This window comes from Rhodococcus sp. KBW08, from assembly GCF_003852455.1.
Taxonomy (GTDB): Bacteria; Actinomycetota; Actinomycetes; order Mycobacteriales; family Mycobacteriaceae; genus Rhodococcus_F; species Rhodococcus_F baikonurensis.
Map to the genome: position 1 here is coordinate 570,567 of NZ_QAJJ01000017.1, position 13,468 is coordinate 584,034.

At 62.2% G+C, this 13,468-nt stretch carries 13 protein-coding genes; 6 read left to right on the forward strand and 7 right to left on the reverse strand.

From position 1 onward, the window contains the following. The first annotated feature begins 6 nt into the window (after nucleotides 1–6). A complete protein-coding gene (locus DBV08_RS23270; protein WP_124568977.1) occupies nucleotides 7–369 on the forward strand; it encodes an ASCH domain-containing protein in 363 nt (120 codons plus the stop codon). A 794-nt stretch (nucleotides 370–1,163) separates the two neighbouring features. Here the strand turns inward: DBV08_RS23270 and DBV08_RS23280 are convergent. The 3 genes from DBV08_RS23280 to DBV08_RS23285 all read right to left on the reverse strand — a co-directional run bounded on the left by DBV08_RS23280 (nucleotide 1,164) and on the right by DBV08_RS23285 (nucleotide 3,235). Next, entirely contained in the window at nucleotides 1,164–2,006 is an 843-nt protein-coding gene (locus DBV08_RS23280) for a CPBP family intramembrane glutamic endopeptidase (RefSeq protein ID WP_260395719.1), read from the reverse strand. Nucleotides 2,007–2,432: 426 nt separating this feature from the next. Beyond that, a complete protein-coding gene (locus tag DBV08_RS32395; RefSeq protein ID WP_166812572.1) occupies nucleotides 2,433–2,573 on the reverse strand; it encodes a hypothetical protein in 141 nt (46 codons plus the stop codon). Beyond that, nucleotides 2,570–3,235, reverse strand: coding sequence for a TetR/AcrR family transcriptional regulator (locus DBV08_RS23285; RefSeq protein ID WP_166812574.1), 666 nt, complete (start codon nucleotides 3,233–3,235; stop codon nucleotides 2,570–2,572). The genes DBV08_RS32395 and DBV08_RS23285 overlap by 4 nt, the downstream gene beginning before the upstream one ends. A gap of 255 nt (nucleotides 3,236–3,490) precedes the next feature. Here DBV08_RS23285 and DBV08_RS23290 point away from each other — a divergent pair, with 255 nt between their 5' ends. The 5 genes from DBV08_RS23290 to DBV08_RS23305 all read left to right on the forward strand — a co-directional run bounded on the left by DBV08_RS23290 (nucleotide 3,491) and on the right by DBV08_RS23305 (nucleotide 8,790). Continuing rightward, a complete protein-coding gene (locus DBV08_RS23290; protein WP_166812576.1) occupies nucleotides 3,491–4,912 on the forward strand; it encodes an MFS transporter in 1,422 nt (473 codons plus the stop codon). A 35-nt stretch (nucleotides 4,913–4,947) separates the two neighbouring features. After that, nucleotides 4,948–6,162 (forward strand): CaiB/BaiF CoA-transferase family protein, encoded by a 1,215-nt coding sequence (locus DBV08_RS23295; protein WP_124568980.1) that lies wholly within the window; start codon nucleotides 4,948–4,950, stop codon nucleotides 6,160–6,162. A 29-nt stretch (nucleotides 6,163–6,191) separates the two neighbouring features. Then, on the forward strand, nucleotides 6,192–7,622 hold the full coding sequence (locus DBV08_RS23300; protein WP_124568981.1) for an amidase: 1,431 nt from the start codon (nucleotides 6,192–6,194) through the stop codon (nucleotides 7,620–7,622). A gap of 87 nt (nucleotides 7,623–7,709) precedes the next feature. Further along, on the forward strand, nucleotides 7,710–7,835 hold the full coding sequence (locus tag DBV08_RS32980) for a hypothetical protein (RefSeq protein ID WP_260395720.1): 126 nt from the start codon (nucleotides 7,710–7,712) through the stop codon (nucleotides 7,833–7,835). A gap of 433 nt (nucleotides 7,836–8,268) precedes the next feature. Beyond that, complete coding sequence (locus DBV08_RS23305; protein ID WP_095970800.1) at nucleotides 8,269–8,790, forward strand: 2-oxo-4-hydroxy-4-carboxy-5-ureidoimidazoline decarboxylase; 522 nt, start codon at nucleotides 8,269–8,271, stop codon at nucleotides 8,788–8,790. 54 nt (nucleotides 8,791–8,844) lie between these two features. Here DBV08_RS23305 and DBV08_RS23310 read toward each other — a convergent pair whose 3' ends face one another. The 4 genes from DBV08_RS23310 to DBV08_RS23325 form a co-directional block, all read right to left on the reverse strand. Beyond that, entirely contained in the window at nucleotides 8,845–9,300 is a 456-nt protein-coding gene (locus DBV08_RS23310; protein WP_003941110.1) for a tellurite resistance TerB family protein, read from the reverse strand. Nucleotides 9,301–9,384: 84 nt separating this feature from the next. After that, nucleotides 9,385–10,941, reverse strand: a complete 1,557-nt coding sequence (locus DBV08_RS23315) for a TerD family protein (protein ID WP_124568982.1) — start codon at nucleotides 10,939–10,941, stop codon at nucleotides 9,385–9,387. A 40-nt stretch (nucleotides 10,942–10,981) separates the two neighbouring features. After that, nucleotides 10,982–11,875: an SGNH/GDSL hydrolase family protein gene (locus DBV08_RS23320; protein WP_124568983.1), complete on the reverse strand. Its 894-nt coding sequence runs from the start codon at nucleotides 11,873–11,875 to the stop codon at nucleotides 10,982–10,984. Between the two features lie 158 nt (nucleotides 11,876–12,033). Further along, nucleotides 12,034–13,446, reverse strand: coding sequence for a TerD family protein (locus DBV08_RS23325; RefSeq protein ID WP_124568984.1), 1,413 nt, complete (start codon nucleotides 13,444–13,446; stop codon nucleotides 12,034–12,036). Nucleotides 13,447–13,468 lie beyond the last annotated feature (22 nt).

Sequence of the window (13,468 nt, forward strand, 5' to 3'; positions counted from 1 at the left end):
GCGAACATGACGACCGGCGCGCCTGCTCAAACCGTGCACTTTGATCAGAAGCATTACACGGCAGTGGTTTCTGGCGCGAAAGTTTCCACCGTCCGCTGGCGCGAAGACATACACGAAGGGCCGGCAATTTTCATCTTCGATAATCACCCGACGGCCCGCCCCCTTGCAGGACAGGTCACTGCTGTAGAAACGTACGATCTCGCTCATCTGTCGCCGCTAGCAGCTCGCCAGCCACCCGGCACCGACATGACGAATTTCGCAAGACAACTCCGGGTCAACTACTACCCCGAGATGCCTGAAGACGCTGTTGTTCAGGTGGTCGTCATAGCCACTGGTCACCACGGGGATTCGTCACTGCCCACGACGTAGTGCGACCGAACTCAGCCGTCGAAAACGTCTGTTGCACTTCCGTGTGCGTCGAGGTCTGCGTTGCTGGCGCCGATCTGGTAGTTGCGGCCAATTCTGGCTGGGTTGATCGGTCCAGGCGCGCTGGCGCTCGTCCGGGGTCAGCGTTGTCGTGGATCCTCTGCGACAGGGCCGCCTTCGTTTTCCCACCGATCCAGTGCGCGTTTTTCCTGCTTGGCGGCGGTGTCTTTGCGTGATCCGAGTGATCTTACGGACTTGAGTAGTTCTGTGAGTCGGCCCATGACCGGACCATACTCGACTTTCCGGCGAAGCTGACCCGGGGTTGGATGTATCTCCATCGGAGATGCCATCGGGGACTTCGACGCCGCCATCGACGGCGTCGACAACCACGAAACTCTCCGCCCAGCCGTGCATTGCACTACCCGCACGAGAACGCACGATCCGGGTGCATGGCGGCGCACTGCCAGCGCGGGGTGCGACTTCGGGACCGTAATGTTCGCGGCCAAACCGCGATCACGACGGCGGCGAAGCTACGCACGACGTCGCTGCGTCGTTCGGTGAGAATACTGGACATACGCCGGGAAAATCGGGGGCTTCAGCCGTCGAGATAGGGATAGGTTGTGGTGCGTGAGCGCACAGCATCTCGATTCGACGAGGTTGGTTCCGCCGACATCGGTAACGCGCATGGTTACTCCGGCCAGCCCTTGGCCATCATGATGGTCGCGATCGCCGGCGAGGTCGAGTGTGGCGAACTGGCTACCCACGTTCCACTCGCCGGTGGTTTCGGCGGTCCATCTTTAGAACGATCCGTGAGGAGCGGAATCTCCGCGCTCTAGGTAGCAGGTGTGGTGGTGTGGTTGTTGTGGAGGTTCGATTTTGTGCCGTTTGACGATGAGGACGATGGCGATGATTGGGTAGGCCAGGATTGGCGCGAGAGCACCCGCATACGCCTGTTGGTCCAGCAGGATGGCACTGCCGCTGAGCAATGCGAAGTCGAAGAGTCCGTGGAGGACGGAGTTGAGTGCGTTGCTCCCGGAGACCCGGCGCGTGAGATAGAAGAAGTATCCGGCGAGGCTGACCACAATCGCTTGCGGGACAGCGGAAGCGCCGTGTCCGAAGATGTTCGACAGGTGTACGGCGCCGAAGATAAGACTGGACCAGAGGGCAACCTGACCTTCGCGCAGACCGTGGTTGCGTAGCATGGTCACTCCGATGCCACGGAACATTCCCTCTTCGCCCCAGCCTACGAACTGTGTGGCGATCAGGAGGACGACGACGAACAGCCAACCTTTCTCCGCGAGCGCGCTGTAGTCGATGCCCAATAAGATTGCGGCGAGAAGTACGACAGGCACGACCCAAACCCAGCGATTCACCGGCCGATCGTCCTTGATCACCGGACGCCACCAACCTAGGGCTGCGACAACGCCATAGGTGAAGACCAGGGCGATTCCCAATGGGATCAGCATCGTGAAGACAACCCCGCGCGTGGTCAGGGTTTCGTCCTCGTTGCCCCAACCTTCGATGAGGCTGCCACCGAACTGAATTATTGCCAGGTACACCACGACGACGACAGCGAAGGCGGCGTAAGAGAGCTGACGCCCGGAGATGCGAGCCTGACCCGTGCGCTTTTGTATGTCCACCGCACAATATTAATGTCCAGATCGGCTTGATGCGGGCCGGGTCTCCTCGGTAGGCCACCCAAAATTCGTCCTTGCCTGCGAGCGCATTATTTTCAGCCAAATCCCGCTCATACCGGATCAGGGGTCGAGCGTTTTACGCGGTCGGGCGCGGGAAGAGTTGACCGGCGCGAGCAAGCCGAAACCGTGGCCGCAGCGAAAGACCGGAATCCGCACCTTGTGTCTCACCGGATCGTCGGAGATCTCCACGTCGGTTGACGCGCCAAACGACGAGCTGAGGGTTGGTCCAGGCCATGCCGGTGGATGACCCAGCAAGGCCCGTTACTGGAACGGCAAAGCCGCGATGCTCATGCGCGGGGCTACCTTTACACCGCGGCCGTCAAGGACAAGGACTTGATGGATCTGCGGATCTGGGCGTCCCCCGCAACGTCACACTGGTGCGCGACGTCCTGAAAACGGATCTGCCGGACTGGCACGCCGAACTCGCCAGGACTCGAAGTCCAACTTCTCCGACGACGTGGTCAGCGCATGTGCGCCGTTGCTCGAGCCGTTGACCTCCCCGAAGTTCATGCAGATTCGGATTCTCCGTCACTGGTGGGGTCTTCGCCGCTGAGTTCGCAGTTGGTCAGTCCTCGAAGCATGTGCGCGAAGGTTGCCGAGGCTCGCGCGTCGAGGTCGTCGGTCGAGATGCCAGATTCGCGCGCGAACTGGTCGCGAATGACCGCGTATCCGAAATAAGTTGCAACAGAAAGCATATGTGCCATGATCGGGTCTACGTCTGCCGCGAGGTTGCCGTTTTCGTGATCGCGCGTCAAGGTTTTTCTGGTTTCGTCCAGAAGTGGGAATGCCGTGATGTCGTTGCTACCGTCGAGCAAGAGGAGTGCGATCAGGCGTACTGCGTCGTTCCCTCCCAGCGATGCGTCAAAGACGGCTTGTCGACGTTCACTGAATCCGAGGGCGCGCCCTTCGTGGAAGACGGGTTGATCGGCCCATCCGGTTTCGGCGATCGCCGCGCGGAGAACTTCTTGTCGGGATCCGTAGTACTGGTAGATCAGTCCGCGGTTTACTCCGGCTTCGTCGGCGACTTCCCTCAGATTCAGGCCGGCCAAGACGCCGTCGCGTTCGAGTAGCCGGAGGGCTGTGGCCAGAATGTCCCGCTCGGTGCCTTTGCGGTCGCGCGGCTTTCGCTTGGATGTGTGGGCAGATTCCACTGCGGCGGTCTGTTTGGTCACCGGATGTCCCTTCATGCTGCGAGTCGGTGCTGCACCTTGCGATTGGTACTTGCGATTTGGATCACATCATCTTAGCATTCTGTTACTAGCGTTTTGATAGTAACGGTTCGTGGCGTGAACCACGCTCCAAATCTTCTGTGCGGCAAACAGTTGCGAGCCGCTTCCTACACATGACGGAGATCAGTAGTGGACTTATCCCGATCAACCGGTATCACCGCTCCACCTTCAGGGGGACTTGCGATCAAGACTGCCGCTGTGGTCGGTTTCTTGATCTTCGTCGAGTTCACCAGCGGTTTCGTTCAAGGCTTCTACGTCCCGATGTTCTCGGTCATGGCCGAGCATTGGGGCATCTCCGATGCAGATATCACGTGGTTCAACTCCGTTCAGGATCTGGCGGCATGCATCTGTGTCCCGGTCCTGGCGAAGCTCGGAGACATCTTCGGGCACCGGCGAGTCTTGCGGATCGCAATCGTCAGTGTGTTGGTCGGAACATTGATCACCGCGTTGACTTCGTTCTATCCGGCGGTGCTCGTCGGGCGGTTGCTGGTGGGGCCACTTCTGGTGTGGCTACCTCTTGAAATCGCGCTCGTGCACAATCGGTTGACGCGCGACTCGGCACGCAAGGCAATCGGAATGTTGGTCTCGGCGTTGACTATCGGGATCGTCGCCGGAACTCTCTCGGCCGGAGCGTTTTCGAAACTGACCGACAGTGTCACGCTGATGCTCTTGATTCCATGCCTGATCATCGCGTTGTGTGTCGTGGTGGTCTTCACCGTCGTTCCCGAATCGACGACTCGCACCAATCCACATATCGACGGTGTCGGGTTCGCCGGCCTCGGACTGGTCGTGGCCGGAGTCTTCTTCGGACTCAGTCAAGCTCAACGATCGGGTTTCGGTTCGCCTGCCGCGTGGATTCCTCTCGTCAGCGCCGTCCTCACTGCTCTCGTGTGGGCTCGATGGGAACTGACGACGCGAGCCCCTGCGGTAGACCTGCGGGTGATGAGTTCACGATCACTGTGGCCGGTGTACCTCTTCTCGTTCATCTTCGGAATCTGCGTGGCAGGAACGCAAACCATTCGCACCACCTTCCTCGCTGCCCGCCCGGAAGTCAGCGGCTTCGGATTCTCGATGTCTCCTGCTGCAATCGGACTCGTTGCTGCGTCCTACGCCGTCCTCGCCACGATGACGGCAGCGGGATTCGCGTACTTCGCGAAGTCGATCGGACTCAAAGGCGTCCTGATCTCAGGCGTTAGTCTGATCGCTGTCAGCGACATCATCATGGTGTTCTGGAATCACAGTCTGCCACTGTCGATCACGTCCGTGATGCTCGCCGGCGCCGGCGCCGGGTTCGTGATGAGCGCGTTGCCCACGATCGTCGCAGAGGCCGCTCCTGACGATCAGACCGGGATCGCGACCGGACTGTCGAGCACATTGAAGACGCTCGGTGGTGCGGCAGCTGGTGCCGGATTTGCCATGGTCCTCGCCTCGTTCACCGAGTTCGGAGCGAAACGCGCGAGCCTCGGAGGATACGAAACGGTGTGGATCGTCTGCACCCTGCTGCTGTTCCTGTGTCCGATCCTGTTGTGGTTCCTACCCACTCACAAGTGCTCACGCGACGACGCCGACACCACAGATCCCGCAACAGCCACCGAGTCCGAATCAACGGCCACTTCGTGACTGCACCGATCGAAAAACCCACCGAGGAATCCACCATGAATGAACAGTCCACTACCGAACAGGCCTTGTCCGGAGTACGAGTGCTCGACGTGTCAACCGTCCTGGCCGCACCCGTCGCTGCCACCATCCTCGGTGATTTCGGTGCCGAAGTCGTCAAAGTCGAAGAACCCGGCCGGGGCGACTTCACACGAGGCGGCGCAGCACCCGACACCGGCGGACGGTCCTTGCAATGGTCGCAGGAAGGTCGAAACAAAAGCTCTGTCACCATCAACCTGCGTACCGAGCGAGGCCGCGAAATTCTCCGAGCGATGATTCCGCACTTCGACATCGTCATCACGAACTATCGCCCCGCAACTCTCGATGCCTGGGGGATGGATCCCGACACCCTCCAGAACATCAACCCCCGAGCAGTTTTCGTCTATCTCACCGGTTACGGATTGACCGGCCCGTATCGAGACCGAGGAGCGTTCGATCGAATCGCCAGCGCGTACTCCGGCTTGACCTACGTCAGCGGCTACCCCGATCAAGAACCCGTCCGAGCCGGATACTCGGTCATCGACTTCATGAGCGCCTACATGGCCGCCTTCGCCGCCATGACTGCTCTGTACCACCGCGACACCCGCGGCGGTGATGGCCAAGTCATTGATCTCGCACTCTACGAACCAGCCTTCCGAGCAAGCGAGAATGCCCTGTTGAACTACTCCGCGTTCGGAGTCGTCCGCGAAAGAATGGGCAACCACAACCCTTTCATCGTCCCCGCCAGCGACTTCACCACAGCAGATGCGCGCCGCGTATCGGTGCACGCAGGCACAGACCCACTGTTTCGGCGGTTGTGTGACGTGATGGGAAAATCCGAAATGGGCACCGACCCACGCTATTCGACGACAAGCGCACGCATCGAGAATCAGAGTGAACTGTATCCGGTGGTGAGCGACTGGATCGCCACCCACACCGCGGACCACGTCGTCAAGCTCCTCAGTGACGCCGACGTGCCGGCGGCACCCCTGATGAACGTCGCCGACATCTCCGCCGACCCGCACTATCGAGCACGCGGAACAATTGTCGATGTAGAGGACCCCGATTACGGAGCCATTTCCATGGCTGCACCGCTACCCCACATGAGCAGGACACCGGGAACGATCCGAAGTCTCGGACCTCGACTCGGAGCCGACACCGACTCCGTGCTGCGCGGCCTTCTCGGGCTGACAGATTCCGAACTCGAAAACTTACGCCACAACGACGTGATTTGACCACATGCCCGAACGAAAGTGACTGTCCCATGACCGAACTCGCGTACACCAGTGCAGTGGACCTGGCAGCAATGGTCCACTCGCGCACTATCAGCGCCACAGAGCTGATGACGTATACCCTCGCTCGTATCGACCGCGTGAACCCGGGACTGAACGCCATAGTCTCACTCGATCCGGAGCGCGCACTTCGCGATGCATCCGCTATCGACGACCAGTTCGCACGAGGCGATCACCCCGGCCCGCTGGCCGGGCTGCCCATCGTGGTCAAGGATCTCGAGAACGCGGCCGGATTTCCAACCAGCCGCGGAACAAGCGCGTTCCTCGGCGAGGGCCTGAAGAAAGTCGACAGTATCCACGTCGAACGACTGCGGCGCGCCGGCGCACTCGTCATCGGCAAAGCGAACACGCCCCCGATGGGAGCGGCCGTCCATACCGACAACGGCGCCTTCGGAATCACCCGAAACCCCTGGAACACCCGCAACTCACCGGGAGGGTCCAGCGGCGGATCAGCAGCCGCCGTCGCCGCGGGATTGGCAGCCCTGGCCACAGCCGGAGACGGCGGAGGTTCGACACGTATCCCCGGCGGACTGTGCGGAATCGTAGGCCTCAAGCCGACCCGAGGCCGGATTCCCACAGGACCACACCCCACCCCCGACTGGCCCCGACACAGCGTGTCGACTCCGATGGCTCGAACCGTCACGGACACAGCACTCCAACTCGACCTCACCGCCGGCTTCCACCCGAGCGACCCCTACTCACTTCCGCGGCCCGACCGGTCCTACAGCGATGCCATCGACATTTCCCCACCAACACTGCGCATCCGCGTCAATCGGAGTTGGGGCGTTGCGACCCCGACCCCGGAGGTACTTGGAGGGCTCGACACAGTCGTCGACGTGCTGACCGCACTCGGTCACACCATTATCGACGACGAACGCGTCCTCCCCTTCTCCGATTCATTCCCTGAACACATGCAACTTCGGCAACGCATCCTCGGCTATCACCGATTCACCAAGGTGAAAGACGAATTCAACTCCCGGCCGGAAAATTTCGAAGCCTGGTTCGCCGAGATACTCGAACGCGGAAGGGAAGTGACACTCGATCAACTTCAGTCGTACTGGCGCTACCGCGGAACACTTGACCTGTGGGCATCGACACTCTTTGCCGACTGCGACCTGTACCTGACTCCGACGACTCCCACGACAGCCTGGCCCGCCACGGGCCCAGACATCGCCCGCGCAGTCCGCGATCGCACCATTCCCACTGCATTCACCGCCATCTTCAATGACACAGGAAACCCTGCCATCGCGCTACCCGCAGGGCACGACACAGAAGGGCTCCCGATCAGCGCCCAGTTCGTTGGCCCTCACCTGAGGGAAGACATGCTTCTGCAGGTGGCAGCACAATACGAACGCGCAGCGGGCCACCTCTTCACACATCCCGATCTCGCAAATTTCGGATAGACAAGCAAGAGTGAACCGACTCGGCGCCGAGGACGATTCTCTGATGAGGGAGAGCCGTCCTCGCTGGGGAAAGCGAGGAATTCCGCGATGGCCGAAGGACGGAAATCACATGCCCGGGCGCCGCCGATGTTGTTCTTGTTCAACGTGTTGGGAGATGGTGTGGTGGCGCTCGATCGTCGCTTGTTCGTGTTCGACACGTGGTCGCCGAGGTAGAAGTCGAAGTCGGGGGGCACCCAGTGCGGCACAGCCGAGTCGACGGGCTCGCGCGCCGGCGTGGGTGCCGAGTTCGCGGATGCGAAATACTGCTGCGTTCACCTCGGGTCTTCGATTCGTTCGGCGACGGCGATCCCGGCTGCCTTCACGAGGAGTGCGATGCCATGTGAAGGCAGGGACCAGGACCGGGATGATTGCGAGGGCAGCTGCGATGCCCGGTGAGGGGAATGAACCCGAGATCTCCACCACTGGCGCTGAACTTCCGGCTCCTGCGTTGTGTGGGTCAGCTCGTTACGCCGCGTTAAGAACCTGAAAACTCGGTGAGCAAACCTTCCTTTCCCAGGTAAAGCAGCGGATTATCGAATTGTCCGCGCATCTGGTTACCGCGCGGCATGTCGAGCGCGCCTGAAGGCACAACGGGCCGGGAGGTCACATGCTGCTACATCAATCGATCGGGTTGGAGCGCTTCAACGAACTACCGCGACAGAAGGCGGTTCACGCATTGTTCGAGTGCTGCTGCTCTCTGACGTGGGCCGGGTGGGTCAGCGACGGACGTCCGTTCGCCGATCACGCAGAGATCCTCTCGCGAGCCGAGGACGCGATTCTCAACCTCTCGGACGAGGACGTCGAGCGAGCATTGCAGTGCCATCCACCCGTAGGCGTGCGCAAGAACAGCGTGCCGTCCCACCTCGAGCAATGCTCGATCTGGGTTCCCGACGACGCCGTCATGGCTACCATCTATCGCGCCGGCGAGGAGTACGAGCGGAACTTCGGCTTCCGTTATCTGTGGTGTTCGCACGGCCACGATGCCGACGACCTGCTCGCGAACATCGGCCAGCGTATGTCCAACGAGCGGTCCGTCGAGCGCAAGGTCTGCGTCGACGAGCTCGCCAAGATCACGCGGACGAGGATCGAGCGCATGCTGGGACCCGAGGACGGTTATCCCGAGTACTGAAAAGAAAAGCGGGTGCAGCGCTTTCGCGCTGCACCCACTTTCGTGCTCTGAAGATCAGAGATCGAACTCGGCCGGAGAGATTCCGACTGCAAAACACATGTCGCGTACGACGCCGCGCTCGTGCTCGTCGAAGTTGCCGTCTGCGCCGCCGATGATGATGCCGATCTGGATGACCGCCCGGGCCTGATCCTGCTTCGACTTGAGCTTCGCGATGGTTGCCGTCGCCTCGACCTTGCCGAACTCGTAGTCCGAGGACAGCTTGCTGCAGTACCAGTCGAACTGCTCACGAAGCTCGTCCGGTGGGAAGACCGCGAGCGACTCGTTGCTCATGATCAGCGCGGCGGTCTTCTGACGCTCCGACGGATCGATCGAACCGTCTGCGGCGGCGATCAACGCGCACATTGCCATGCTCGCGTTCTTGAATTCCTTGTTCTGGAACTGGCTGGTCTTTGTCTTGAGCTGGCCGTTCATCTCCTGAGCCTTAGCCTTCAACTGATCCCAGAATGCCATGAGTCTCCTCGAGTATTGCCGCCACACACCGCGCGTGGTCGTACCACCACTCTGCCTGTGCGCTCGGCAATCCGCCATCGGCCGCTAGGTGCGGTCGAACACTGCCAGAATTCGCGACTCGGAGATCGGGTCGAGCACGTCCGGGGTGAAGTGCCATTGCGTGCGGGTCCACGGATCGTGAACCTCCGTCTGCCCTGCTGCCGAAAGATGTTGGCACCCCTCCGACAGCGCGGCGACGGACTCTTCCGCGAAGTTCGACTCGTCCTCTCCGACAATCAGTATCGACAAACCGATTGCCGGTCCACGTTCGGCGAGGAACATGACGGTCTGTGCGTCTTCGGCGGAGTATCCGTGCGGGAAATCGCTGAGGATCAACAGTCGTAGGGAACTCGGGCCATCTGCGACGCCACTCATTCGCGCGAGTTCGCCCATGTCGACGGCTTCGGCGAGTGCCCGCAGACGCGCTGAGATCTCGGTGTGAGCGGTGATGACCGGCCCCGCGAGCATCGGTGCCAGTCGGTCGGTCAGTGGCGTGAGCGAGCCGGTCAGGTCGACGACGTCGAGTAGCGGCATCGGGCCTGCGGCCATGACGCGCACGGTGACGGCACTGATCAGACCGAGCGCTGCTTTGCTCGACGTACTGTCCACCCAGATGGGCCGACGCAGTGGGAGCGGGACGCAGTAGGGAACGGTGAGTGTGCCGCGGTCCGGAGCCGACAGCTCGCCCAGACGCATTCCGTCGCTGACGGCCGTGATCTGGGCCGGATCGGTTGTTCCCGCCCACGACACCGACTTCCACGACGCCATCGACCGTGGGAGCACACCGTCGATCACGCCGAGTTCGTGCGCAAGCTGGGCGCTGTCGCGGGCGTGATTGTCCCGTGCGAGTGAGACGAGATCGTCGTGACGCTTCTGTGCAGCATCACGCGCTGCCACTCCGGCTGCCGAGTTCCGCAACGACGGATCTGCGACGGCTGCTGTCAGATCTTCGTCCAGCCGAGCCAGCGCGTACTCACTGCTGGAGACGAAGGAAGCGGCAGATCGTGAGGCGTCCTCGAAGATCATCCATGCACGTTCGAGACCGCGGCCCACCTCCAACGGCTCCACCGCGGAGTCCGACGCGGGCGCAGCTGTCGGGGCTGGTTGGGCCGGCTCGTCGTCCACCTCGACGCCGTGCACCGAGATCAGTTCCGCCAGACCACCCGCGTAGCCCTGCCCTACGGCCCGGATCTTCCACACACCGGACTTTCGGTACAGCTCCCAGCAGATGACCGCTGTCTCGGTACCTGCGGTGGGGATCGCGAATTCGGCCAGGACCGAACCGGATTGATCGCTCAGGGTGGCGGAGAGCCCGGCCGTGCGAAAGGCGCCCGCCGCCGTCGCGGCCGGATCCACGCTCACGATGCACAACACGGCAGCGGCATCGGGATGAAGTCGATCGAGTTCCACCCGGATGCCGCTCTGATCGAGTTGCACTCCAGCGGTGGACGGTTGGTTGTAGAACACGAAGTCCGCGGACGTCAATGCCCTCAGGTTCGCGTCCGCTACCAGCGCCGACACGTCGAACGGCGTCTGGCTCTCGGCTCGAAACGTCACCACGGGCGCCTGCAGCGGCGCGTTCTGTCCGGGAACAAAAGTCATACCCACAGCAGCGAACTATGCCATGACCGGGCACTCTCGGTCAGCCTTGCAGGTCCGCCACGACTAGATCGGCCACCGCGGTCATCCCGGCATCCGTGAAGTGCAAGCGCTGCGCCGTCGACTCCGAGAACAGGCCTTCGAACCAACGCTGATCTGCACTTGCGCACGCGTCGTGCCCGCCGGCGATGCTCGCCGCCGCAATGTCGACAGTGCGCACACCGTGGGCGTGAGCGACCTCGTCGAACTTCGTGTTGTAGCGCGCGAAGTAGTCCATGAACCAGGCCGCGTCGGCGTCGGAGAACGGGATGTTCGGCCAGCAACCCCGAGAGGAGATCATGCCGCCCTCACCGATCAGGTAGATGCGAGCGTTGGGCGCGCGCTGCGTGACCGCGGTCAGGATGCGATCCAATTCTCCGGCAGCCCGGTCGATTCCGGACTGGGCGACGGAATTCGCGAGCGGGTCGTACCGACATCCACGATCAGTTCCTGGTCCCGGAGCGACGCACAGGGGCCCGAGGAAAATGCTGTTGGAGTCGTTGCCGCCGATCGAGATGGTGATCAGGTCGGTGTCCGGGTGCACGGCGTCGAGTTGGACCGGCCAGTAGTTCGGAATCAACTGTGGGGTGTCGATGATGTTCTCGGCGCGGGCCGCGCTGCAAGAGACGTCGGCGAACTCGGCGACCTCGAGTGCCCGAGAGATCTTGCCCGCGAAGTTCTCGTACGAGCGCGAGCAGGCGTCGGGGTACATCGGTTCCAGCCGTGGGCCGGAGGCACGGGAGTCACCGAGGGCGACGTACTTGATCCCGGTCTCGGAAAATCCTGACGGCGGTGCCGACTGGGGCACCGAAGCCTGCGCGATTCCGGTGCTCACGAGCGCCAGCACAACGCCTGCGACAGCCGCCGCACGACCGAGAAGTTTCCCTCGAATGATCATCTACTGTGCCAAGTCCTCTCGCGCACGGCCGCTCGACTGACGGCTCGACATGCCGCATGAGGTTAACGCACGGAGTGGACAACGATGTCCGGTTCGGCGGACGGCGATCGAAACCACCTACCGCCGAACCGGATTCATCTCGACTGTGCAGTCTCGACTCACACAGTGAGGAAACGGCCCAGCTGCGGCGCAGCTTCTCCCGCATGCTTGGCCTGAATACCTTCACCGATGGCCTGCAGCTTCCATTCACCGTTCACGCGATACACCTTTGCCATCACCATTCCGGTGAAGGCCATGCCGCCCTGGAGCGTGTATCGAGCGAGCTCGGAGTTGGTGGTGCTGTCCACGAGGCGGCAGAAAGCGTTGGAGACCTGCTCGAACGTGTGTCCGCGGTACGAGGTCACGGTGAAGATCACGGTGGTCACGTGAGCCGGGACGCGCTGCAGATCGACGAGCATGACCTCGTCGTCACCATCTCCGTCGCCCGTCAGGTTGTCACCCATGTGACGGACCGAGCCGTCCTTGGACGTCAGCTGACCGTAGTAACAGACGTCGACGAGGTTGCCGTCGGCGTACAGGAGAGCCGAAGCGTCGAGGTCGACGTCGGCGGTACGGCTGCCGAACAGGCCGCTCTTCTTGATCGGGTCCCAGCCGAGCCCCATCTGGATCATGGTGAGCGCGACGCCACCTTCCTTGCGGAGGGTGACCTTCTGGCCCTTGGTCAGGCTGACGGGGCGTCCCTTGACCAGGCTGACCTCGGGCTGCTGCGCCGGCGGCTGGTTCTGCACGGGAGGTGCCGGGGGCGCCTGGTTGTACGTCGGCTGCTGGTTGTACGCAGGCTGTTGGTTGTAGGCAGGCTGCTGCGCCGGCGGGTAGGCCGGCGGCGTCGGGCCCTGGTTGTAGGCGGGCGGTTGGTTGTACGCGGGCGGGGCCGGCGGAACCGGCGGAGCGTTGTACGAAGGCTGCTGCTGCGGCGGCTGGTTGTATGCCGGCGGTGTAGGAGCGACAGACGACGGCGGGGTGATCGGAGCCGGAGCCGCGACCGGAGTGGGCGGCGGCGGCGCGGGAGCATCGTCGACGGACACACCGTGATCGGTGACCAGCGCGGCAAATCCACCGGCGTAACCCTGGCCGACGGCGCGCACCTTCCACGCACCCTGGCGTCGGTACACCTCGAGCGCGATGACGATGGACTCGGAGGTGAGGCCGTCGATCACGTACTCGTACAACACGTTCCCGGCCGCGTCGGAGACCCGAGCGGTCGGTGCAGCAGTGCGCCCGAAGTTCGACGACGCGTCGTCGAGCGTGATGACGGCGCGGACTTGCTCGATGTCTGCCGGGACGCCGGCGAGCGAGACTCGGAGTGAGGCAATGCCACCCGGGTTGGGCACCAATTGCACGCCGGGTCCGGTCGGCTGGTTGAAGAAGACGAAGTCGGCGTCGGAACGAACTTTTCCGTTGCTCGTCACGAGGAGTGCAGACAGGTCAGCGGCTGCAGCCAACTGAACCGACACAACCACATCCGAGACGTCCAGCGGGCCGTTCTGCCCTTTGGCAAGCGATACAGACAACTAAATCCCCTTCATAGAGAGC